The organism is Pseudomonas sp. C321, from assembly GCF_055407105.1.
Genome location: NZ_JBUZRB010000009.1, coordinates 78274 through 99679 on the forward strand (window position 1 = coordinate 78274; position 21406 = coordinate 99679).

Consider the following 21406-nt stretch of genomic DNA (forward strand, 5'->3'; position numbering starts at 1 on the left):
GCTGGCGGGCAAATGATCTGGGCGGCTAAATCAAAGGGGCTCTGATAGGTGCCGGCAGCGCGGCAATAGGCCAGAATAGAGGGCCCGGCGACTTGGTCGGGATGGTGGAGAGTGAGTTATGGGGTTTGATCAGGTGCGTCAGCGCCGTTTGTCTGACGATATTGTCGAGCAGCTTGAGGGGATGATCCTTGAGGGCACGTTGAAGTCGGGCGAGCGCTTGCCGGCCGAGCGCGCACTGGCCGAGCAGTTCGGCGTGTCACGCCCGTCGTTGCGTGAGGCAATTCAGAAACTGTCCGCCAAAGGTTTGTTGGTCAGTCGCCAGGGCGGTGGCAACTATGTGGTTGAAACCCTGGGCTCAACCTTCAGTGATCCGCTGCTGTACCTGCTGGAAAATAACCCGGAAGCCCAGCGTGATCTGCTGGAGTTTCGCCAGACCCTCGAAGCGTCTTGCGCCTATTACGCCGCACAGCGCGCCACCGAAGTAGACCGCGAGCGGCTGACCGCCGCCTTTGACGCATTGCAGGATTGCTACACGCGGGTTGATGAAGTGAGCCGGGCGGAAGAGGGGGCAGCGGATGCCAGGTTTCACCTGGCCATCGCCGAGGCCAGTCACAACGCAGTGCTGCTGCACACCATTCGCGGCCTGTTCGACCTGCTCAAGCGCAACGTGGTCACTAACATTGGCGGCATGTACCAGCAGCGCACAGAAACCCGGGACATGCTGATCAGTCAGCACCGGGATTTGTACCTCGCAATTATCGAGGGGAGAGCCGAGCAGGCGCGGGAAGTCTCCACGCGTCACCTGCTGTATGTGCAGGAAGTGTTGGAGGAAGTGCGTCAGGAGGTTCAGCGCATGGCTCGGGCGGAGCGGCGCAAAGGGATGTGATTGCTTAATGCAAAAAATCGCAGCCTGCGGTAGCTCTTTCAGGAGCGGCCGCTGGCTGCGATCTTTTCAATCGCGCCACATATTTAGAGCGAAAGATTAATCTTCCTTGCCCTTGTTACGTACGGCACGCTGCAATTCTCGGTCGGAATCGCGCTCGCGCTCGGTGTCACGCTTGTCGTATTCCTTCTTGCCCTTGCCCAGAGCGATTTCGCACTTGACCAAGTGCTTGCTCCAGTACCACGACAGACAGATGCACGCGTAACCCTTTTGTTGCACGGCGGCGGCCAGCTTCTCCAGTTCGCGGGCATTGAGCAATAGCTTGCGGGTGCGTACCGGGTCGGCGATGACGTGGGTGCTGGCAGCGGTCAGCGGCGTGATATGGCTGCCGAGCAGCCACGCTTCGCCATCCTTGAGCAGCACATAACTGTCGACCAGCTGTAGCTTGCTGGCACGCAGACTCTTTACTTCCCAGCCGGCCAGGACCAGACCAGCTTCGAACCGATGCTCGATGAAGTAATCGTGTCGCGCCTTTTTATTTTGCGCGATGGTCCCTGTGGGGTGTTTCTTTTGTTTAGCCATAGGGGCGGCATTATAGGGAGTTGCGAGCGTGTCGGCTACGGTCAACCTGCGTGCTTGAGCGTGTTGGCTGAATCCCGGACAATACACGCTCTTCTTTAGATTTCTTTCTTTCGCGAATCATGTAGTTCTTTCGCGATGTTTGCCGCTCAGCTGTGGAAATAACGCTCACATGACGACGCATATTCAACGCTCGGCCCTGTTGCCCTATCCGGCGCAAGCGCTCTATGACCTGGTCAACGATGTGGCGCGTTACCCGGAATTCCTGCCCTGGTGTTCGTCCGCCGAGGTGCTGGAGAGCAGCGATGAACACATGCGTGCCAGTCTGGCAGTGGCAAAGAGCGGGCTCAGTCAGCATTTTGTTACACGTAATACGTTGGTGCCTGGCCACTCCATCGAGATGAACCTGGAGGAAGGGCCGTTCAGCCAGTTGCATGGCGTCTGGGTGTTCAAGCCCTTGGGGGAGAAAGCCTGCAAGATCAGCCTGGACCTGGCGTTCGATTATGCCGGTCCTATCGTGCGAGCTACGCTCGGGCCGCTGTTCAATCAGGCTGCGAACACGTTGGTGGATGCTTTCTGCCAGCGGGCCAAGCAATTGCATGGTTGAGTCATTGATCGAAATTGAGGTGGTCTACGCCGCGGTGGATCGTCAGGTGTTGTTGGTGCTGGCGGTTGCATCGGGCACGAGTGTGAGGGCAGCAGTACTGGAGTCGAGGATTGCAGCGCAGTTTCCTGAACTGGATCTGGCGGGCTGTCCATTGGGGATCTTTGGGAAAGTCGTAGTCGACGCTGATATTCGTACTGTGCAAGCCGGGGATCGCATTGAGATATATCGGCCTTTGATGGCTGATCCGAAAGAAGTTCGCCGGTTGCGTGCGGCCAAGGCCGCCAGCGCGAAGCAGCAGAATCGGTGATTTGTGAAACCACAGGCAACAAAAAGCCCGGCATGCCGGGCTTTTTGTTGGGCGTTTAAACTTACTGCGGGCTGGAATCCAAAGGTTCTGGAGTCGGCACCGGAACAGTTTGCACACCGTCGACGTCTTTCTGGATTTTATCCAGCAAGGAGCCTGGCTTGGCTGGCACCTCGGACTTTGGCTGTTCGCCATTCTGCGCAGGCGCAGTGACGTTGGTGCCGCTGTCCTTGCCCAGCAGGGCTTCATCGCGGCTTACGCCGGGCATGAAGTCACCGGACAGGCTGCTGAGCTGGTCATTGCCATTGAAGATGACACTGACGCGCTCCTGTTGGCGTTCCCCGCCTCCAGGCTGCAGGCTATAGAGATAATCCCAGCGATCGGCATGGAATGTGTCAGTCAGCAGGGGATTGCCCATAATAAACCGTACTTGCCGTCGGGTCATTCCCGGGCGTAACTGGTCTATCATGTCCTGCGTGACGACATTGCCCTGCTGGATGTCGATTTTGTAAACCCCGGGGAATGAACAACCGGCGAGTGCGAGCAGTCCCACAAAGGTGAAACTGGTTAGCAAGAGCTTGGTGTTTTGCATCGGTGGGCGACTTCCACTATCTTGGCTGGGACAACGTAAACGCCGATCATACCCGTATTAAGAGAAGCTGCGAAGCAGCATCCGCGAGAAAGCTGACCATGGTTGAAAATAGCGAACTTCGTAAAGCCGGCCTTAAAGTGACCCTGCCACGGGTCAAAATTCTACAAATGCTCGATTCTGCTGAGCAGCGCCACATGAGTGCCGAGGATGTTTACAAGGCGCTCATGGAGTCTAACGAGGATGTCGGCCTGGCCACGGTTTACCGTGTACTGACCCAGTTTGAAGCCGCAGGGCTGGTAGTTCGTCATAATTTCGACGGCGGTCATGCAGTATTCGAATTGGCTGACAGCGGCCACCACGACCATATGGTCGATGTGGAAACTGGCGAAGTTGTCGAATTCGTCAGCCCGGAAATCGAGAAGCTCCAGAATGCTATCGCCGAGGCGCACGGAGTCGAATTGGTGGATCACAATTTGGTTCTGTACATCCGTAAGAAAAAGTAAGAAATCTACGCAGATTCGCTCTGCGAAACGATCGAAGGCGACCTTAGGGTCGCCTTCGTGCTTTGTGTCGGAAGGGAAATGGTCTGTAAGGCTTGGCTCAGGCCTTTGCTGTCACGACCATTTTTTTCGCGTGGGCCAGGGACTCCTTGGTCAGGTCGATACCGCCGAGCATGCGCGCCACCTCTTCCACCCGCTCGGTCTTGTTCAGCTTGGACACGGCGGTATGGGTTGCGTCGCTGCCCCGCACCTTATGTACAAACAGGTGTTGATGCCCTTGCGCAGCCACCTGTGGCAAGTGGGTAACGGTCAATACTTGCCCGCGATCACCCAGCCGGCGCAGAAGTTGGCCGACAATCTCGGCTGTAGGCCCGCCGATCCCTACGTCCACCTCGTCGAATACCAGTGTCGGAACTCGTGAGGTCTGGGCGGTAATGACCTGGATCGCCAGGCTGATCCGCGATAGCTCGCCACCGGATGCGACCTTTGCCAGCGCTTTCAACGGTTGGCCAGGGTTTGCGCTAACCAGTAGCTCCACCTGCTCCAGGCCATTGGGCAGCAATTCATTACTGGTATTGGCGTGCAGTTCAATGGTGAAGCGCCCGCCAGGCATGCCCAGGCGTTGAATCTCCTGCTCCACCGCGCAGGCCAGGCCGGTGGCCTCCTGATGCCGCAGATCGCTCAGTTCACGGGCCTTCTCTTGATAATGACGCGCGAAGGAGGCCAGTTCGTCCGCCAGCCGTTCGATGGATTCATCGTTGGCATTTAGTGTTTCGATTTCATCCAGCAGCTTCTGCTGCATGGTCGCCACTTCGGTTGGCTGGATTCGATGCTTGCGCGCCAGTGTGTAGATAGTGTCCAGGCGCTCTTCTATCTCTTGCAGGCGCGCTGGGTCGGCGTCGAAATGGTCAAGGAACCGGTTCAGCTCGCCCACGGCCTCTTCCACCTGAATCTGCGCGCTGGTCAGCAGGGTCGTTGCTTCATTCAGCGAGCCGGAGGAGTTGTTCACGCTCGACAGGCGATTGAGGCTGGCGGTCAGTGCGTTAAGCACATTTCCGGAATCGCTCTCGCTGCACTGCTCGACCACTTGTCGGCAAATACCCAGCAGGGTTTCGGCATTGGTCAGGTTCTTGTGCTCTTGCTCCAGTTGCTCCAACTCTGTTTCGCCCAGCCCCAGGCTTTCCAGTTCTTCGAGCTGATAGCTGAGCAATTGGTGGCGGGCGCGCTGCTCGTCGCCGGAGTTGGAGAGGCGTTCCAGCTCCTGGCGGGTCTGGCGCCAGCGCTGTGCGGCCAATTGCACCTGGCGCGCAAGGTCGGTTGCGCCGGCGTATTCGTCGAGAAGGCGGCGGTGGGTGTCGGTTTTCAGCAGGGACTGGTGTTCATGCTGGCTGTGGATGTCAATCAGCAGCTCGCCCAGGGCTTTCAAGTCGCCAAGAGGGCAGGGCGTGCCGTTTATATAGCCGCGCGAGCGCCCTTCGGCGGTGATCACGCGGCGCAGGATGCATGGGCCATCGCTATCAAGATCGCGTTCGGCAAGCCAGGCGCCGGCTTCCGGGATATCCGCCAGGTCAAAGGTCGCGAGAATGTCGGCTTTGTCGGCGCCTGGGCGAACCACGCCGCTGTCGGCGCGATCGCCCAGGGTGAGACCCAGGGCATCAAGCATGATCGACTTGCCGGCGCCGGTTTCGCCTGTGATTACGCTCATCCCGCGATCCAGTTCAAGATCCAGGTGTTCAACGATGGCGTAGTTGTGTACAGACAGGTGCACCAGCATGACGGCCGCTCCCAAGCTTAAGGTATGGTTATTTATACAGTGTTTTGTTCTGGGCTGACAATCCTGCCGCTTAGCTCGATTCGCTTGGTGATAGGTGTTTTTTAGTGCACCAAGGAATGAGTCGGGGAAGTTGATCCAATACATGTCAAAGACATCGGTGCCCTTGAACCTGAAAATTGTGGCCCCATATACCGGAACAGAAGCGCGAGTCGAGTTCGCGCACGATTTTGAAAGGAGAAATCTATGGCTGACGAACAGACGCTGGATACGCAAAATCTAGACGCCAACCAGGCCTCGCAAGCATCGGGTGAAGACCTGGCGGCTCGTGTGCAAGTGCTCGAAGAGCAACTGGCAGGCGCTCAGGATCAGGCTTTGCGTGTTGCTGCCGATCTGCAGAACGTCCGCCGTCGCGCTGAGCAGGATGTAGAAAAAGCCCACAAGTTTGCTCTGGAAAAATTTGCCGGGGATCTGTTGCCGATCATCGACAGCCTGGAGCGTGGCCTGGAGTTGTCCAATCCGGACGACGAAAACATCCGCCCCATGCGCGAAGGGATCGAACTGACCCTGAAAATGTTCCAGGACACCCTGAAGCGTTATCAGCTGGAAGCTATCGATCCGCAAGGCGGTGAGCCGTTCAACGCTGAGCACCACCAGGCAATGGCGATGCAGGAAAGCGCGGATGTTGAGCCCAACAGCGTATTGAAGGTGTTTCAGAAGGGTTATCAGCTCAACGGTCGTTTGTTGCGTCCGGCGATGGTGGTGGTGAGCAAGGCTCCTGCACCGGTCGCACCTTCGATTGATGAGCAAGCTTGAAATTAGCCGCAAGGCCCCCATTTATAAGTCAAGCGTTTAAGTGCTACCGCAGTTAGCCACCACTGCTGCGGCAACCAAATCCAAAGTTTCGGGAGAGTAAATCATGGGCAAAATTATCGGTATCGACCTGGGGACTACCAACTCCTGCGTCTCCGTGCTGGAAAACGGCGTATCCAAAGTTATTGAAAACGCCGAAGGCGCGCGCACCACTCCGTCCATCGTGGCTTATGCCAGCGACGGCGAAATCCTGGTGGGCCAGTCCGCCAAGCGTCAGGCTGTGACCAATCCGCATAACACCCTGTACGCGGTGAAGCGTCTGATCGGTCGTAAGTTCGACGAAGAAGTCGTACAGAAAGACATCAAGATGGTCCCTTACAAAATCGCCAAGGCTGACAACGGTGACGCCTGGGTTGAAGTAAACGGCCAGAAAATGTCGCCGCCACAAATCTCGGCTGAAATCTTGAAAAAGATGAAGAAGACCGCCGAAGACTACCTCGGTGAAGCCGTGACTGAAGCGGTCATTACCGTTCCGGCCTACTTCAACGACAGTCAGCGTCAGGCGACCAAAGATGCTGGCCGTATTGCTGGCCTGGACGTAAAACGTATCATCAACGAACCAACCGCAGCCGCTCTGGCTTACGGCATGGACAAGGCTCGGGGCGACCACACTGTGATCGTTTACGACCTGGGTGGCGGTACTTTCGACGTTTCCGTGATCGAAATCGCTGAAGTTGATGGCGAGCACCAGTTCGAAGTGTTGGCCACCAACGGTGACACGTTCCTGGGTGGTGAAGACTTCGACATTCGTCTGATCGACTACCTCGTTGACGAATTCAAGAAAGAAAGCGGCATGAACCTCAAGGGTGACCCGCTGGCGATGCAGCGCCTGAAGGAAGCTGCTGAGAAGGCCAAGATCGAACTGTCTTCGAGCCTGCAGACTGACGTGAACCTGCCGTACATCACTGCAGACGCCACCGGTCCTAAGCACTTGAACGTGAAGATTTCCCGCGCCAAGCTGGAATCGCTGGTTGAAGACCTGGTTCAACGCACCATCGAGCCTTGCCGCATTGCTCTGAAAGACTCGGGTATCGACGTTGGCAAGATCGACGATGTGATCCTGGTCGGCGGTCAGACCCGTATGCCACTGGTTCAGAAGCTGGTGACCGAGTTCTTCGGTAAAGAAGCGCGTAAAGACGTCAACCCGGACGAAGCGGTTGCCATGGGTGCTGCCATCCAGGGTGCGGTATTGGCCGGCGACGTGAAAGACGTTCTGCTGCTGGACGTAAGCCCGTTGACCCTGGGTATCGAAACCATGGGCGGCGTGATGACTGCGCTGATCGAGAAAAACACCACGATTCCTACCAAGAAATCGCAAGTGTTCTCGACTGCCGACGACAACCAAGGCGCCGTGACCATTCACGTGCTGCAAGGTGAGCGTAAGCAAGCTGGTCAGAACAAGTCCCTGGGCAAGTTCGACCTGGCCGAGATTCCACCAGCACCACGTGGTGTGCCACAAATTGAAGTGACCTTCGACATCGACGCCAACGGCATTCTGCACGTAGGCGCCAAAGACAAGGCCACCGGCAAGACTCAGTCGATCGTGATCAAGGCCAACTCCGGTCTGTCCGAGGAAGAAATTCAGCAGATGATTCGCGATGCTGAAACCAACGCCGAGGAAGATCGCAAGTTCGAAGAGTTGGCAGCTGCCCGTAACCAGGGTGATGCACTGGTTCACTCGACTCGCAAAATGGTCGCTGACGCTGGCGACAAAGTGACTGGCGAAGAGAAAACTGCGATCGAAGCTGCTGTAGTTGCCCTGGAAGCCGCCGTAAAAGGCGACGACAAGGCTGCTATCGAAGCCAAGGTTGAGGAGCTGTCGAAGGTCTCCGCGCCAGTGGCTCAGAAGATGTATGCCGAGCAAGGCCAGCCGGCTGATGGCGCTGGGCAGCAAGCAGAGCCTGAAGCCAAGCACGACGATGTTGTCGATGCCGAGTTCGAAGAAGTCAAAGAAAACAAGTAAGCAGTAAGTTGGTCGGCCGGTTGACCGCTTTCAGGCGGTGACTGGTAGGATGTCGCCGCGCGGGAGCTTGCTCCCGCGTTGGCGTGTCTGGGGCACGCGAATTTTTACAGCATGCGACAGCGTTCGGATGCTGGCGGTGTGATCGGGGATGCTCCTGCTTTCCGAGCGACAGTCGCCGCTTTTTTGGCCGGGTTCCTGGCTGAAAACATTTAAGACCAGGATCGTTGAATTGACGTGAGTTGGGTCCGGGCCTGTATTGGGGCTCAACGAGTTTGGCGAGGCTCAGGAGGGGTTTGCCGAACGTCCTTAAGAGTGCAAAGACTTATGGCAAAGCGTGACTATTACATAGTGTTGGGTGTGGAGCGCGGTTCCAGCGAGGCGGACCTGAAAAAGGCTTACCGTCGCCTGGCGATGAAGCACCACCCGGACCGTAATCCGGATAACAAAGAATCCGAAGACTTGTTCAAAGAGGCCAACGAGGCCTACGAGTGCCTGTGTGATCCAAACAAGCGGGCGGCCTACGATCAGTATGGCCACGCTGGTGTTGATCCAAGCATGGGTGGCGGCGGTGCCGGTTTTGGCGGCCAGAACTTCTCCGATATTTTTGGCGACGTGTTCAGTGACTTCTTTGGTGGTGGTCGTGGCGGTCAGCGTGGCGGTGCCCAGCGTGGTAGCGACCTGCGCTACACCCTTGAGCTGAACCTCGAAGAAGCAGTGCGTGGCACCAGCGTCAATATCCGTGTGCCGACACTGGTCAACTGCAAGCCGTGCGACGGGGCGGGCGCCAAGAAAGGCTCCTCGCCGATCACTTGCCCGACCTGTGGTGGTATCGGTCAGGTACGCATGCAGCAAGGCTTCTTCTCGGTGCAGCAAACCTGCCCGCGCTGCCATGGCCAGGGCAAGATCATTTCCGATCCGTGCGACTCCTGCCACGGTGAAGGCCGTGTCGAAGAGTACAAGACCCTTTCGGTGAAAGTGCCATCGGGTGTTGATACTGGTGACCGCATTCGCCTGTCGGGTGAGGGTGAGGCGGGCGCTCAAGGTGGTCCGGCGGGCGACCTGTACGTGGTGATCAATGTGCGCGAGCACGCTATCTTCCAGCGCGACGGTAAACATCTGTTTTGTGAAGTGCCGATCAGCTTCGTCGATGCGGCTCTGGGTGGTGAGTTGGAGATTCCGACGCTGGATGGTCGGGTCAAACTCAAGATTCCCGAGGGTACGCAGACCGGCAAGCAGTTCCGTATCCGTGGCAAAGGCGTTGCGCCGGTGCGCGGTGGTGGTGCTGGCGACTTGATGTGTCGTGTGGCGGTAGAGACGCCGGTTAACCTGGGTCGTCGTCAGCGCGAGCTGCTGGAAGAGTTGCGCAGTTCCCTGGCGGGCGATGACACTCATTCGCCCAAGACTGCTGGCTGGTTCGAAGGCGTGAAGCGCTTCTTCGGCGACCTGTAAGGACGTGAGTATGCGACGTATAGCTGTGATGGGCGCGGCCGGACGCATGGGCAAGAACCTGGTTGAGGCGGTGCAGCAGCGCTCGCCTCTGTCGGGTCTGACGGCGGCGATCGTTCGGCCGGGCAGCACACTGATCGGCGCCGATGCCGGTGAGTTGGCATCGCTGGGCAGGATCGGTGTGTCGTTGTCCGGTAGCCTGGAAAAGGTTATTGATGAGTTCGATGTGTTGATCGATTTCACGCTTCCAGAGGTGATGCTGAAAAACCTGGCGTTCTGCCGCAAGGCGGGCAAGGCCATGGTCATTGGCACCACCGGCTTGAATGCCGAGCAAAAGCAGCTGTTGGTTGCTGCGGGTAAGGATATCCCGATTGTGTTTGCTGCCAACTTCAGTGTTGGTGTCAATCTGTCGCTGAAGTTGCTCGACATGGCAGCTCGTGTGTTGGGTGATGATGCGGACATCGAAATTATCGAAGCTCATCACCGGCACAAGGTCGATGCGCCGTCGGGTACGGCGATGCGCATGGGTGAAGTGATCGCCGATGCGCTTGGCCGTGATCTGTCGAAAGTGGCGGTGTATGGCCGCGAAGGCCATACCGGCGTGCGCGATCGTGAAACCATCGGCTTTGCTACCGTTCGCGGCGGTGATGTGGTGGGTGATCACACGGTGTTGTTCGCGGCAGAGGGTGAGCGCCTTGAGATCACGCACAAGGCTTCCAGTCGTATGACTTTCGCCAAGGGTGCGGTGCGTGCGGCGTTGTGGCTGGACGGTCGTGAGCCTGGCCTGTACGACATGCAAGATGTGCTTGAACTGCGTTAAGCAGTAGCTAAAACAGGGCTCAGGCATTAACCTAGGGCTCTGTTTTTACCCGCTAAGCGACGTCCTGTCGCATTCCCCTGCCTTTAAGGCTCATTAGCGGTGGACCAAAAAAGCCTTTTTCTGTAAGCTACAGCTTTAGTGTGTCCACTAAAAGCGCGCAGAATAATTCAGTGAAGAAGCGGGGTGACGTGTCCATACGTCACTCCGCTTTTTTGCAACCTGCGATCGCCCTTTCAGGCTTTATTTACGGGAGGTCTTCTTGACTAAGCCAGCCATACTCGCCCTTGCTGATGGCAGCATTTTTCGCGGCGAAGCCATTGGAGCCGACGGTCAGACCGTTGGAGAGGTGGTGTTCAACACCGCCATGACCGGCTATCAGGAAATCCTTACCGATCCTTCCTACGCCCAACAGATCGTTACCCTGACCTATCCGCACATCGGTAATACCGGCACTACGCCGCAAGATGCCGAGTCTGATCGTGTCTGGTCGGCCGGTCTGGTGATTCGTGACCTGCCACTGGTTGCGAGCAACTGGCGTAGCACGATGTCCCTGTCCGATTACCTGAAAGCCAACAACGTAGTGGCGATCGCAGGTATTGATACGCGTCGCCTGACACGCATCCTGCGTGAAAAGGGCTCGCAGAGCGGCTGCATCATGGCCGGTGACAATATTTCCGAAGCAGCAGCGATTGCCGCGGCGCAAGGTTTCCCTGGCCTGAAAGGCATGGACCTGGCGAAAGTTGTCAGTACCAAGGAAAAGTACGAGTGGCGCTCCACTGTCTGGGACTTGAAGACCGACAGCCATGCCACCATCGAAGCCTCCGAGCTGCCGTATCACGTAGTGGCTTACGACTACGGTATCAAGCACAACATCTTGCGCATGCTGGTCGAGCGCGGTTGCCGCGTGACCGTGGTGCCGGCGCAAACCCCGGCCAGCGACGTACTGGCCTTGCAGCCGGACGGTGTGTTCCTGTCCAACGGCCCGGGTGACCCGGAGCCTTGCGACTACGCGATTCAGGCCATTAAGGACGTGTTGGAGACCGAGATTCCGGTATTCGGCATTTGCCTGGGTCACCAGCTGTTGGCCCTGGCCTCCGGTGCCAAGACCCTAAAAATGGGGCACGGCCATCACGGTGCCAACCACCCGGTGCAGGACCTGGATACCGGCGTCGTCATGATCACCAGCCAGAACCACGGTTTTGCGGTGGATGAAGCGACCTTGCCGGGCAACGTCCGGGCGATTCACAAGTCGCTGTTCGACGGCTCCCTGCAAGGTATCGAACGCACAGACAAGAGCGCGTTCAGCTTCCAGGGCCACCCTGAAGCAAGCCCGGGCCCGAACGACGTAGCGCCGCTGTTCGACCGTTTCATCAATGAGATGGCCAAGCGACGCTAAGTGAGTGGCCTGAGGGTGGCACGGGAAACCGGCGGCCCCCTCAGGCTCTTCAAGGATTGTTCAAGACGGCTTGCCGACTGACCTGCGGATTTGAGTGACAAACCCATGCCAAAACGTACAGACATAAAAAGCATCCTGATTCTCGGCGCTGGCCCGATCGTGATCGGCCAGGCCTGCGAATTCGACTACTCCGGCGCCCAGGCCTGTAAAGCCCTGCGCGAGGAGGGTTACCGCGTCATCCTGGTGAACTCCAACCCAGCCACCATCATGACCGATCCGGACATGGCCGACGCCACCTATATCGAGCCGATCAAGTGGCAGACCGTTGCCAAGATTATCGAAAAAGAGCGTCCAGACGCACTGCTGCCAACCATGGGCGGCCAGACTGCACTGAACTGCGCCCTGGACCTGGAGCGCGAAGGCGTTCTGGAAAAGTTCGGCGTAGAGATGATCGGTGCCAATGCCGACACCATCGACAAGGCTGAAGACCGTTCGCGTTTCGACAAGGCGATGAAGTCCATCGGCCTTGATTGCCCGCGCTCGGGTATCGCCCACAACATGGAAGAGGCCAATGTGGTCCTCGAGAAGCTTGGCTTCCCGTGCATCATTCGTCCGTCCTTCACCATGGGCGGTACCGGTGGCGGTATCGCTTACAACCGTGAAGAGTTCGAAGAAATCTGCGCTCGTGGTCTGGACCTGTCGCCGACCAAAGAGCTGCTGATCGACGAATCCTTGATCGGCTGGAAAGAATACGAGATGGAGGTTGTCCGCGACAAAAAGGACAACTGCATCATCGTTTGCTCCATTGAAAACTTTGACCCGATGGGTGTGCACACTGGTGATTCGATCACCGTGGCTCCTGCACAAACCCTGACCGACAAGGAATACCAGATCCTGCGTAACGCCTCCCTGGCGGTACTGCGCGAGATCGGCGTGGAAACTGGTGGCTCCAACGTTCAATTCGGTATCTGCCCGAACACCGGCCGTATGGTCGTGATCGAGATGAACCCGCGTGTTTCGCGTTCTTCGGCCCTGGCTTCGAAGGCCACTGGCTTCCCGATTGCCAAGATCGCGGCCAAGCTGGCTGTGGGTTATACCCTGGACGAGCTGTCGAACGACATCACCGGCGGCAAGACCCCGGCGTCCTTTGAGCCGTCCATCGACTATGTCGTGACCAAGCTACCGCGCTTTGCCTTCGAAAAATTCCCGAAAGCCGACGCTCGCCTGACCACCCAGATGAAGTCGGTGGGTGAAGTCATGGCCATCGGTCGGACCTTCCAGGAATCCCTGCAGAAAGCCCTGCGCGGCCTGGAAGTGGGCGTTTGCGGCCTGGACGAGAAGCTCGACCTGAGCAATCCGGAAAGCATGAGCGTGCTCAAGCGCGAGCTGACCGTGCCGGGCGCCGAGCGTATCTGGTACGTGGCTGACGCCTTCCGCGCCGGCATGACCGTCGAAGAGATCTTCGGCATGAACATGATCGACCCATGGTTCCTGGTACAGATCGAAGACCTGATCAAGGACGAAGAGAAGGTCAAGACCCTGGGTCTGGCCAGCATCGACCGCGACATGATGTACAAGCTCAAGCGCAAGGGCTTCTCCGATATGCGCCTGGCCAAGCTGCTGGGTGTCACCGAGAAAAGCCTGCGTCGCCACCGTCACAAGCTTGAGGTGTACCCGGTCTACAAGCGCGTTGACACCTGCGCCGCCGAGTTTGCCACCGACACCGCTTATCTCTACTCGACGTACGAGGAAGAGTGCGAAGCTGCACCGTCGGGCCGCGACAAGATCATGATCCTTGGCGGTGGTCCCAACCGTATCGGTCAGGGCATCGAGTTCGATTACTGCTGCGTACACGCGGCACTGGCCCTGCGCGCAGATGGTTACGAGACCATCATGGTCAACTGCAACCCGGAAACCGTTTCCACTGACTACGACACCTCGGATCGCCTGTACTTCGAACCAGTGACCCTGGAAGACGTGCTGGAAATCGTTCGTGTAGAGAAGCCAAAAGGCGTGATCGTCCAGTACGGCGGCCAAACTCCGCTGAAATTGGCTCGTGCCCTGGAAGAGGCCGGCGTACCGATCATCGGTACCAGCCCTGACGCCATTGACCGTGCCGAAGACCGTGAGCGCTTTCAGCAGATGGTCGAGCGCCTGAACTTGCGTCAACCGCCAAACTCCACCGTACGCAGCGAAGACGAAGCCATCCGTGCAGCCAGCAAGATCGGTTACCCACTGGTGGTGCGTCCCTCCTACGTACTGGGCGGCCGGGCGATGGAAATCGTCTACGAGGAAGAAGAACTCAAGCGTTACCTGCGCGATGCGGTGAAAGTCTCCAACGACAGCCCGGTGCTGCTGGACCACTTCCTCAACTGCGCCATCGAAATGGACGTGGATGCGGTCTGCGACGGTACCGACGTAGTGATCGGCGCGATCATGCAGCACATCGAACAAGCGGGTGTTCACTCGGGTGACTCCGCTTGCTCGCTGCCGCCGTATTCGCTGCCAGCGCACATCCAGGACGAGATGCGCGAACAGGTTAAGAAAATGGCCCTGGAGCTGGGTGTGGTCGGCCTGATGAACGTACAGTTGGCGCTGCAAGGCGAAGACATCTACGTCATCGAAGTCAACCCGCGTGCTTCCCGTACTGTGCCGTTTGTTTCCAAGTGCATCGGTGTTTCCCTGGCAATGATTGCCGCACGTGTGATGGCCGGTAAGACCTTGAAGGAAATCGGCTTCACCAAGGAAATCATTCCGAACTTCTACAGTGTGAAAGAGGCGGTGTTCCCATTCGCCAAATTCCCTGGCGTGGACCCGATCCTGGGCCCAGAGATGAAGTCCACCGGTGAAGTGATGGGTGTGGGCGACACCTTCGGTGAAGCGTTCGCCAAGGCCCAGATGGGCGCCAGCGAAGTGCTGCCGATCGGCGGTACTGCCTTCATCAGCGTGCGTGATGATGACAAGCCGCTGGTTGCAGGCGTGGCCCGTGATCTGATCAACTTGGGCTTTGAAATCGTGGCTACTGCCGGGACTGCCAAGCTGATCGAGGCGGCAGGCCTGAAAGTGCGTCGCGTGAACAAGGTGACTGAAGGCCGTCCACACGTGGTCGACATGATCAAGAATGACGAAGTCACTCTGATCATCAACACCACCGAAGGTCGCCAGTCGATTGCGGACTCCTACTCCATTCGTCGTAACGCCTTGCAGCACAAAATCTATTGCACCACCACTATTGCTGCTGGCGAAGCTATCTGTGAAGCGCTCAAGTTTGGTCCAGAAAAGACTGTGCGCCGCTTGCAGGATCTACACGCAGGATTGAAGGCATGATCAAGTACCCAATGACAGTCCAGGGCGCCAAGGCCCTGGAAGAAGAACACGCTCATCTGACCAAGGTTGTCCGTCCGAAGCTGAGTCAGGACATCGGGACCGCCCGCGAATTGGGTGACCTGAAGGAAAACGCCGAATACCACGCCGCTCGTGAGCAGCAAGGTATGGTCGAGGCTCGGATCCGTGACATCGAAGGCCGCATGCAGAACGCGGTGATCATTGATGTCACGACCATCCCGCGCACCGGCAAGGTGATTTTTGGTACGACCGTGGAAATCGCCAACGTCGAGACTGATGAGCGCGTGACCTACCACATCGTGGGTGAGGACGAGGCTGACTTCAAACTCGGCAAGATCTCCGTCGGTTCGCCACTGGCCCGCGCCTTGATTGCCAAGGAAGAGGGTGATGTGGTGGCCGTCAAGACGCCTGGTGGCGTGATCGAGTACGAGATTGTCGAAGTTCGTCACATCTGAGAGGCGGCGCCCGCTACGTGCGGGCGCCATGCTCTGGCAGTTGGCCCAGATGCTCTGGGTCGGCGGCCTGTGGCTGTTGCATATTGGTGTCTTACCGGTGTTGGGCCTGATTGGTCTGGCGCCGTTGCTGATTGATGAGGTCGGCGGATTATTGAGTGCGCTGCTGGTGGGTTTTGCAGCGGCGTGCGTGACGCTTCAGGCGCTGGTGCTGATCGAGGCCGAAGGCTTGGGGAGTTTGTGGCGGGATATTCGCGGGCAACTGCTGTTGATGGCGTTGTATGCGTGCGCAATGTATTGCTTGGTGCGCATGTTTCTGCCGGAAGCGTTGCGCTGGCAGCTGTTCAGCTATCTTGTGCTAGGGTTCTCCGGCTTGGTGCTGGTTGTGCAACCGGCGCCGGGGTGGAGCGGCAGGGCGCGCGAAGCGCGCCCTTAACCCTTGTATCATTTGAAACGATGGACGTTCGACAGTTGCTTGTTGGCGCTGAAGTTCCTGCGATACAACAGTGCCATTTTGCCGATGACCTGAACCAGGTCCGCTTTGCCGGCCTTGCAGAGTTCTGCAATGGCCGCCAGGCGCGCCTCGCGATCAAGGATGCTGACCTTGATCTTGATTAGTTCGTGATCGCCCAATGCGCGTTCAAGTTCGGTTAACACACCTTCAGTCAAACCGTTGTCAGCCACAGTCAAAACTGGTTTCAGATGGTGGCCAATGGATTTGTACTGTTTCTTCTGCTCTTGAGTGAGCGGCATAATCTGACCCCTGTGTCTGATCTTGTAAAAAGCGGCGGCCAGTTTACCCGAGCGAGTCCGGGACCGCCCAGTTAATCACGACCCGTTTATTTTTGAGGTGGCCCGTGGCCCGTTCCAAAACTAGCCTTAAGTGGCTGCAAGAGCATTTCAACGACCCTTACGTCAAAATGGCGCAAAAGGATGGCTACCGTTCCCGGGCCAGTTACAAGCTGCTGGAGATCCAGGAAAAGGACAAGTTGATCCGCCCTGGCATGAGCGTTATCGATCTTGGCGCAGCCCCCGGTGGCTGGTCCCAGGTGACCAGTCGTCTGATTGGTGGGCAGGGTCGTTTGATCGCTTCCGATATTCTGGAAATGGACAGCATCCCGGATGTGACCTTCGTCCATGGTGACTTTACCCAGGACGCCGTGCTGGCGCAGATTCTCGAAGCCGTTGGAAAATCGCAGGTAGACCTTGTGATTTCCGATATGGCCCCCAATATGAGTGGATTACCAGCCGTGGATATGCCGCGAGCGATGTTCCTTTGCGAGTTGGCATTGGACCTGGCTGGTCGGGTTTTGCGTCCTGGTGGTGATTTTCTGGTCAAGGTCTTCCAGGGTGAAGGCTTCGACGAATACCACAAAAACATCCGCAAGCTGTTCGATAAGGTGCAGACGCGCAAGCCTGACTCTTCACGGGGCAGGTCCCGCGAGCAGTATTTGCTGGGTCGCGGTTTCCGTGGCATTGAAGGCGCTGCCAGCGATGAGCGTTTTTGAGAGATTGAAGGGAGTCGATAGGTTTTTTTATATCGCTTTCGTCACGAAGCTTTACGAATATTGTGTAGTCAAAGTTTCACAAAGGGTTACAGACGGCGCCTGCCAGAGTTGTCGGTAATGTAGTAAGTTAGGCCGATGAATATCATGCGAAGCACGCGCCAGTAGCGGAGCTTGCTTCAGAGGGTAGTTAATTGAACGATATGGCAAAGAATCTGATCCTGTGGTTGATCATCGCGGCTGTCCTGGTGACGGTGATGAACAACTTCTCCAGCCCTAACGAGCCGCAGACCCTCAACTATTCCGACTTCATCCAGCAAGTTAAGGATGGCAAGGTCGAGCGCGTAGCGGTTGATGGCTACGTGATTACCGGCAAGCGCAGCGATGGCGACAGCTTCAAGACCATTCGTCCGGCAATCCAGGACAATGGCCTGATCGGCGACCTGGTGGATAACCACGTAGTCGTTGAAGGCAAACAGCCTGAACAGCAAAGCATCTGGACCCAGCTCCTGGTGGCCAGCTTCCCGATCCTGGTGATTATCGCCGTGTTCATGTTCTTCATGCGCCAGATGCAAGGTGGTGCGGGAGGCAAGGGCGGGCCGATGAGCTTCGGCAAGAGCAAGGCGCGCCTGCTCTCCGAAGATCAGGTGAAGACCACCTTGGGTGATGTTGCTGGTTGTGACGAAGCCAAGGAAGAAGTGGGCGAGCTGGTTGAGTTCCTGCGTGATCCGGGCAAGTTCCAGCGCCTGGGCGGCCGTATTCCTCGCGGCGTGCTGATGGTGGGCCCTCCAGGTACGGGTAAAACCCTGTTGGCCAAGGCCATTGCTGGTGAAGCCAAAGTACCTTTCTTCACCATTTCCGGTTCTGACTTCGTCGAGATGTTTGTCGGTGTTGGCGCCAGCCGTGTTCGTGACATGTTCGAACAGGCCAAGAAGCACGCTCCGTGCATCATCTTCATCGATGAAATCGACGCCGTTGGTCGCCATCGTGGCGCCGGCATGGGCGGCGGTCATGATGAGCGTGAGCAGACCCTTAACCAGTTGCTGGTTGAGATGGACGGCTTTGAAATGAATGACGGCATCATCGTTATCGCGGCTACCAACCGTCCTGACGTACTTGACCCGGCGTTGCTGCGTCCAGGTCGTTTCGACCGTCAAGTCGTAGTTGGTCTGCCAGATATCCGTGGTCGCGAACAAATTCTGAAAGTGCACATGCGCAAAGTGCCGATGGGCGACGACGTGGCTCCGGCCGTAATTGCCCGTGGTACCCCAGGCTTCTCCGGCGCTGACTTGGCCAACCTGGTGAACGAGGCGTCGTTGTTTGCCGCACGTACCGGCAAGCGCGTTGTTGAAATGAAAGAGTTCGAGTTGGCGAAAGACAAGATCATGATGGGCGCCGAGCGCAAATCCATGGTCATGTCTGAGAAAGAGAAGCGCAACACCGCTTATCACGAAGCTGGTCACGCCATTGTGGGGCGCGTTGTGCCTGAGCATGACCCGGTTTACAAGGTATCGATCATTCCTCGCGGTCGGGCGCTGGGTGTCACCATGTTCCTGCCGGAAGAGGATCGCTACAGCCTCTCCAAGCGTGCCTTGATCAGCCAGATATGTTCGCTGTATGGCGGCCGGATTGCTGAAGAGATGACCTTGGGCTTCGACGGTGTCACCACGGGTGCCTCCAACGACATCATGCGCGCCAGCCAGATTGCGCGGAACATGGTGACCAAATGGGGTCTTTCGGAAAAGCTTGGTCCCTTGATGTATGCCGAGGATGAAGGCGAAGTGTTCATGGGTCGTGGTGGTGGCGGTCAAGGTGCAAGTTTCTCCGGTGAGACCGCCAAGCTGATCGACTCCGAAGTGCGCAGTATCATTGACCAATGCTATGGTACGGCCAAGCAGATCCTTACGGATAACCGGGACAAGCTCGACGCCATGGCTGATGCCTTGATGAAGTACGAGACCATCGATGCCGAGCAGATCGACGATATCATGGCTGGTCGCACTCCTCGCGAGCCTCGCGATTGGGAGGGTGGTTCGGGCACTTCGGGTACACCGCCGGTTGTACAGGACGAACGCCCTGAAACCCCGATCGGCGGCCCGGCTGCTGATCATTAAGGTTTGAAATGACTTCTGTGTTGTCCTCAACCCGGTTGCCTTGCGGCAGTCGGGTTCTTGATTTGTCCCATACGCATGTCATGGGCATTCTCAATGTAACTCCCGACTCGTTCTCCGACGGTGGTCGCTTTAGTCAGCTTGATGCGGCATTGCGTCATGCCGAGGCGATGGTTGCTGCGGGTGCCACTCTGATTGATGTTGGTGGTGAGTCAACTCGTCCCGGCGCCCGTGCAGTTTCTCCCTTGGAGGAATTGGAGCGCGTCGCGCCGATTGTTGAGCGCATTCATCGCGAGTTGGACGTGATCATTTCGGTGGATACGTCGACGCCGGCCGTCATGCGCGAAACAGCGAGGTTGGGGGCAGGGTTGATCAATGATGTAAGGTCCTTGCAGCGTGATGGTGCCCTTGATGCGGCCGCTGCGACTGGGCTGCCGGTGTGCCTCATGCACATGCGCGATGAGCCGGGGACCATGCAGGACGACCCGCATTACGACAACCTTGTCGGGGAAGTGGCTGAGTTTCTTGCCGAGCGTATTGCCCAATGCGCCGCAGCCGGGATCGCCCCTGAGCGGATTATTCTCGATCCGGGGTTTGGTTTTGCCAAAACACTGCAACACAACTTAAGTCTGTTCAAGCATATGGAATCCCTGCATGCCCTTGGTCGCCCCCTGTTGGTTGGGGTTTCGCGCAAGAGCATGATAGGTCTGGCGTTGAATCGTCCGGTAGGAGAGCGGCTGCATGGCGGCCTGGCTCTCGCGGCGCTTGCCGTAGTCAAGGGTGCGCGTATCTTGCGTGTGCATGACGTAGCCGAGACGGTAGATGTGGTGCGGATGATTGCAGCGGTTGAATCAGCCGAATAAGAATGATGGAGCACTTATGACTAAAAAATACTTTGGCACCGATGGCATTCGCGGTCGGGTTGGTGAGTTTCCGATTACTCCGGATTTCATGCTCAAGCTCGGCTGGGCCGCCGGGATGGCGTTCCGCAGCATGGGTGCGTGCCGCATCCTGGTGGGCAAGGACACGCGGATCTCGGGTTACATGTTTGAGTCCGCGCTGGAGGCGGGCCTGTCCGCCGCTGGGGCCGATGTGATGCTGCTGGGGCCCATGCCTACGCCGGCGATCGCTTACCTGACGCGTACCTTTCACGCTGAAGCCGGTATCGTGATCAGTGCCTCGCACAATCCCCATGACGACAATGGCATCAAGTTCTTCTCGGGCCAGGGCACCAAGCTGCCGGACGAGATCGAGCATATGATCGAAGAGCTGTTGGATGCGCCGATGACCGTCGTCGAGTCGAGCAAATTGGGCAAGGTCTCGCGGATTAACGACGCCTCTGGCCGTTACATCGAGTTTTGCAAAAGCAGCGTACCGAGCAGTACCAATTTTGCTGGCCTGAAAATCGTCATCGACTGCGCTCATGGTGCGACTTACAAGGTGGCTCCCAGTGTATTCAAGGAGCTTGGCGCGCACGTGACGGTGCTGTCGGCTCAGCCTAACGGCTTGAACATCAACGACAACTGTGGCTCGACCCATATGGGGCAGTTGCAGGCGGCAGTATTGGCCGAGCACGCCGACCTGGGTATCGCTTTCGATGGTGATGGTGATCGAGTATTGATGGTCGATCACACTGGCGCCATTGTCGACGGTGATGACCTGTTGTTTATCATCGCTCGCGACTTGCATGAGCGTAATAAGCTCCAGGGCGGCGTTGTCGGTACCTTGATGAGTAATCTGGGGCTGGAGTTGGCGCTGGCAGATCTGGGTATTCCGTTTGTGCGCGCCAATGTTGGTGACCGTTACGTGATCGCTGACCTGCTGGAGCGTAACTGGCAGGTGGGTGGGGAAAACTCCGGGCATATAGTGTGTTTCCAGCACACCACTACCGGCGATGCGATCATTGCGGCGCTGCAAGTGCTGCTGGCATTGCGACGTCGCGAAGAAAGCCTCGCTCAGGCGCGCCAGGCGCTGCGCAAGTGCCCGCAAGTGCTGCTTAACGTCCGTTTTGCGGGCGGTGATAATCCTGTCGAGCATCCGGCCGTCAAGGAGGCCTGCGAGCGCGTTACTGCGGCCATGGCAGGTCGTGGTCGGGTCTTGTTGCGCAAGTCTGGCACCGAGCCTTTGGTCCGGGTGATGGTCGAAGGTGAGGATGAAAGCCAGGTTCGTGGCTATGCCGAAGAGCTGGCAAAACTGGTAACTGAAGTTTGCGCCTGAATTCGGCTTGCCAGTGATGGTGTGGTTGGGTAACATCTGCGC

At 57.5% G+C, this 21406-nt stretch carries 20 protein-coding genes; 16 read left to right on the forward strand and 4 right to left on the reverse strand.

Going from position 1 to position 21406, the window contains the following annotated elements; genetic code table 11:
* The first annotated feature begins 118 nt into the window (after positions 1 to 118).
* The gene (locus ACZRJ6_RS22455) at positions 119 to 886 is read left to right on the forward strand and encodes an FCD domain-containing protein (protein WP_463970161.1); all 768 of its coding nucleotides are present in this window, start codon (positions 119 to 121) and stop codon (positions 884 to 886) included.
* A 96-nt stretch (positions 887 to 982) separates the two neighbouring features.
* Here the strand turns inward: ACZRJ6_RS22455 and smpB are convergent, their stop codons facing one another.
* Positions 983 to 1465: an SsrA-binding protein SmpB gene (smpB, locus tag ACZRJ6_RS22460; RefSeq protein ID WP_133103657.1), complete on the reverse strand. Its 483-nt coding sequence runs from the start codon at positions 1463 to 1465 to the stop codon at positions 983 to 985.
* Positions 1466 to 1634: 169 nt separating this feature from the next.
* Between smpB and ACZRJ6_RS22465 the strand changes: the two genes are divergently transcribed.
* Together ACZRJ6_RS22465 and ACZRJ6_RS22470 are read left to right on the forward strand one after the other, a co-directional pair.
* Positions 1635 to 2069 carry a type II toxin-antitoxin system RatA family toxin gene (locus tag ACZRJ6_RS22465; RefSeq protein ID WP_463970162.1) on the forward strand — a complete coding sequence of 145 codons (435 nt, stop codon included), beginning with the start codon at positions 1635 to 1637 and terminating at the stop codon, positions 2067 to 2069.
* The gene (locus ACZRJ6_RS22470; RefSeq protein WP_463970163.1) at positions 2062 to 2376 is read left to right on the forward strand and encodes an RnfH family protein; all 315 of its coding nucleotides are present in this window, start codon (positions 2062 to 2064) and stop codon (positions 2374 to 2376) included. Before ACZRJ6_RS22465 ends, ACZRJ6_RS22470 begins: the two co-directional genes overlap by 8 nt.
* A gap of 61 nt (positions 2377 to 2437) precedes the next feature.
* On the opposite strand, the gene ACZRJ6_RS22475 is transcribed toward ACZRJ6_RS22470, so the two are convergent.
* Positions 2438 to 2965 carry an outer membrane protein assembly factor BamE gene (locus ACZRJ6_RS22475; RefSeq protein ID WP_133103492.1) on the reverse strand — a complete coding sequence of 176 codons (528 nt, stop codon included), beginning with the start codon at positions 2963 to 2965 and terminating at the stop codon, positions 2438 to 2440.
* A gap of 98 nt (positions 2966 to 3063) precedes the next feature.
* On the opposite strand from ACZRJ6_RS22475, the gene fur reads away from it, so the two are divergent.
* Positions 3064 to 3468 (forward strand): ferric iron uptake transcriptional regulator, encoded by a 405-nt coding sequence (gene fur, locus ACZRJ6_RS22480; protein WP_133103545.1) that lies wholly within the window; start codon positions 3064 to 3066, stop codon positions 3466 to 3468.
* A 97-nt stretch (positions 3469 to 3565) separates the two neighbouring features.
* On the opposite strand, the gene recN is transcribed toward fur, so the two are convergent.
* The gene (recN, locus tag ACZRJ6_RS22485; protein ID WP_463970164.1) at positions 3566 to 5239 is read right to left on the reverse strand and encodes a DNA repair protein RecN; all 1674 of its coding nucleotides are present in this window, start codon (positions 5237 to 5239) and stop codon (positions 3566 to 3568) included.
* Positions 5240 to 5482: 243 nt separating this feature from the next.
* Here recN and grpE point away from each other — a divergent pair, with 243 nt between their 5' ends.
* The 8 genes from grpE to ACZRJ6_RS22525 all read left to right on the forward strand — a co-directional run bounded on the left by grpE (position 5483) and on the right by ACZRJ6_RS22525 (position 15967).
* Positions 5483 to 6052, forward strand: a complete 570-nt coding sequence (grpE, locus tag ACZRJ6_RS22490; RefSeq protein ID WP_463970165.1) for a nucleotide exchange factor GrpE — start codon at positions 5483 to 5485, stop codon at positions 6050 to 6052.
* Positions 6053 to 6155: 103 nt separating this feature from the next.
* Positions 6156 to 8072: a molecular chaperone DnaK gene (gene dnaK, locus ACZRJ6_RS22495; protein WP_463970166.1), complete on the forward strand. Its 1917-nt coding sequence runs from the start codon at positions 6156 to 6158 to the stop codon at positions 8070 to 8072.
* Positions 8073 to 8396: 324 nt separating this feature from the next.
* Entirely contained in the window at positions 8397 to 9521 is a 1125-nt protein-coding gene (dnaJ, locus tag ACZRJ6_RS22500) for a molecular chaperone DnaJ (RefSeq protein WP_149413233.1), read from the forward strand.
* A gap of 10 nt (positions 9522 to 9531) precedes the next feature.
* Positions 9532 to 10338 (forward strand): 4-hydroxy-tetrahydrodipicolinate reductase, encoded by an 807-nt coding sequence (dapB, locus tag ACZRJ6_RS22505; protein ID WP_463970167.1) that lies wholly within the window; start codon positions 9532 to 9534, stop codon positions 10336 to 10338.
* Between the two features lie 259 nt (positions 10339 to 10597).
* The gene (gene carA / locus ACZRJ6_RS22510; RefSeq protein ID WP_133103498.1) at positions 10598 to 11734 is read left to right on the forward strand and encodes a glutamine-hydrolyzing carbamoyl-phosphate synthase small subunit; all 1137 of its coding nucleotides are present in this window, start codon (positions 10598 to 10600) and stop codon (positions 11732 to 11734) included.
* Positions 11735 to 11839: 105 nt separating this feature from the next.
* Positions 11840 to 15061 carry a carbamoyl-phosphate synthase large subunit gene (gene carB, locus ACZRJ6_RS22515; protein ID WP_463970168.1) on the forward strand — a complete coding sequence of 1074 codons (3222 nt, stop codon included), beginning with the start codon at positions 11840 to 11842 and terminating at the stop codon, positions 15059 to 15061.
* Positions 15058 to 15534 carry a transcription elongation factor GreA gene (gene greA / locus ACZRJ6_RS22520; protein ID WP_149413229.1) on the forward strand — a complete coding sequence of 159 codons (477 nt, stop codon included), beginning with the start codon at positions 15058 to 15060 and terminating at the stop codon, positions 15532 to 15534. The genes carB and greA overlap by 4 nt, the downstream gene beginning before the upstream one ends.
* Before the next feature lie 28 nt (positions 15535 to 15562).
* Positions 15563 to 15967 (forward strand): MFS transporter, encoded by a 405-nt coding sequence (locus ACZRJ6_RS22525; protein ID WP_149413228.1) that lies wholly within the window; start codon positions 15563 to 15565, stop codon positions 15965 to 15967.
* An 8-nt stretch (positions 15968 to 15975) separates the two neighbouring features.
* Here the strand turns inward: ACZRJ6_RS22525 and ACZRJ6_RS22530 are convergent, their stop codons facing one another.
* The gene (locus ACZRJ6_RS22530) at positions 15976 to 16284 is read right to left on the reverse strand and encodes a YhbY family RNA-binding protein (protein ID WP_133103502.1); all 309 of its coding nucleotides are present in this window, start codon (positions 16282 to 16284) and stop codon (positions 15976 to 15978) included.
* 104 nt (positions 16285 to 16388) lie between these two features.
* Here ACZRJ6_RS22530 and rlmE point away from each other — a divergent pair, with 104 nt between their 5' ends.
* The 4 genes from rlmE to glmM all read left to right on the forward strand — a co-directional run bounded on the left by rlmE (position 16389) and on the right by glmM (position 21364).
* Positions 16389 to 17039 (forward strand): 23S rRNA (uridine(2552)-2'-O)-methyltransferase RlmE, encoded by a 651-nt coding sequence (rlmE, locus tag ACZRJ6_RS22535; RefSeq protein ID WP_133103503.1) that lies wholly within the window; start codon positions 16389 to 16391, stop codon positions 17037 to 17039.
* Between the two features lie 200 nt (positions 17040 to 17239).
* Positions 17240 to 19150, forward strand: a complete 1911-nt coding sequence (ftsH, locus tag ACZRJ6_RS22540; protein ID WP_463970169.1) for an ATP-dependent zinc metalloprotease FtsH — start codon at positions 17240 to 17242, stop codon at positions 19148 to 19150.
* Positions 19151 to 19158: 8 nt separating this feature from the next.
* The gene (folP, locus tag ACZRJ6_RS22545) at positions 19159 to 20010 is read left to right on the forward strand and encodes a dihydropteroate synthase (RefSeq protein WP_463970170.1); all 852 of its coding nucleotides are present in this window, start codon (positions 19159 to 19161) and stop codon (positions 20008 to 20010) included.
* 16 nt (positions 20011 to 20026) lie between these two features.
* Positions 20027 to 21364 (forward strand): phosphoglucosamine mutase, encoded by a 1338-nt coding sequence (gene glmM, locus ACZRJ6_RS22550; protein ID WP_463970171.1) that lies wholly within the window; start codon positions 20027 to 20029, stop codon positions 21362 to 21364.
* Positions 21365 to 21406: the final 42 nt, after the last annotated feature.

Bases quoted from the DNA above. Each gene is read 5' to 3' on its own strand.
- ACZRJ6_RS22455 (WP_463970161.1), top strand. From the start codon at position 119: ATGGGGTTTGATCAGGTGCGTCAGCGCCGTTTGTCTGACGATATTGTC.
- smpB (WP_133103657.1), bottom strand. From the start codon at position 1,465: ATGGCTAAACAAAAGAAACACCCCACAGGGACCATCGCGCAAAATAAA.
- ACZRJ6_RS22465 (WP_463970162.1), top strand. From the start codon at position 1,635: ATGACGACGCATATTCAACGCTCGGCCCTGTTGCCCTATCCGGCGCAA.
- ACZRJ6_RS22470 (WP_463970163.1), top strand. From the start codon at position 2,062: ATGGTTGAGTCATTGATCGAAATTGAGGTGGTCTACGCCGCGGTGGAT.
- ACZRJ6_RS22475 (WP_133103492.1), bottom strand. From the start codon at position 2,965: ATGCAAAACACCAAGCTCTTGCTAACCAGTTTCACCTTTGTGGGACTG.
- fur (WP_133103545.1), top strand. From the start codon at position 3,064: ATGGTTGAAAATAGCGAACTTCGTAAAGCCGGCCTTAAAGTGACCCTG.
- recN (WP_463970164.1), bottom strand. From the start codon at position 5,239: ATGCTGGTGCACCTGTCTGTACACAACTACGCCATCGTTGAACACCTG.
- grpE (WP_463970165.1), top strand. From the start codon at position 5,483: ATGGCTGACGAACAGACGCTGGATACGCAAAATCTAGACGCCAACCAG.
- dnaK (WP_463970166.1), top strand. From the start codon at position 6,156: ATGGGCAAAATTATCGGTATCGACCTGGGGACTACCAACTCCTGCGTC.
- dnaJ (WP_149413233.1), top strand. From the start codon at position 8,397: ATGGCAAAGCGTGACTATTACATAGTGTTGGGTGTGGAGCGCGGTTCC.
- dapB (WP_463970167.1), top strand. From the start codon at position 9,532: ATGCGACGTATAGCTGTGATGGGCGCGGCCGGACGCATGGGCAAGAAC.
- carB (WP_463970168.1), top strand. From the start codon at position 11,840: ATGCCAAAACGTACAGACATAAAAAGCATCCTGATTCTCGGCGCTGGC.
- greA (WP_149413229.1), top strand. From the start codon at position 15,058: ATGATCAAGTACCCAATGACAGTCCAGGGCGCCAAGGCCCTGGAAGAA.
- ACZRJ6_RS22525 (WP_149413228.1), top strand. From the start codon at position 15,563: ATGCTCTGGCAGTTGGCCCAGATGCTCTGGGTCGGCGGCCTGTGGCTG.
- ACZRJ6_RS22530 (WP_133103502.1), bottom strand. From the start codon at position 16,284: ATGCCGCTCACTCAAGAGCAGAAGAAACAGTACAAATCCATTGGCCAC.
- ftsH (WP_463970169.1), top strand. From the start codon at position 17,240: ATGGCAAAGAATCTGATCCTGTGGTTGATCATCGCGGCTGTCCTGGTG.
- folP (WP_463970170.1), top strand. From the start codon at position 19,159: ATGACTTCTGTGTTGTCCTCAACCCGGTTGCCTTGCGGCAGTCGGGTT.
- glmM (WP_463970171.1), top strand. From the start codon at position 20,027: ATGACTAAAAAATACTTTGGCACCGATGGCATTCGCGGTCGGGTTGGT.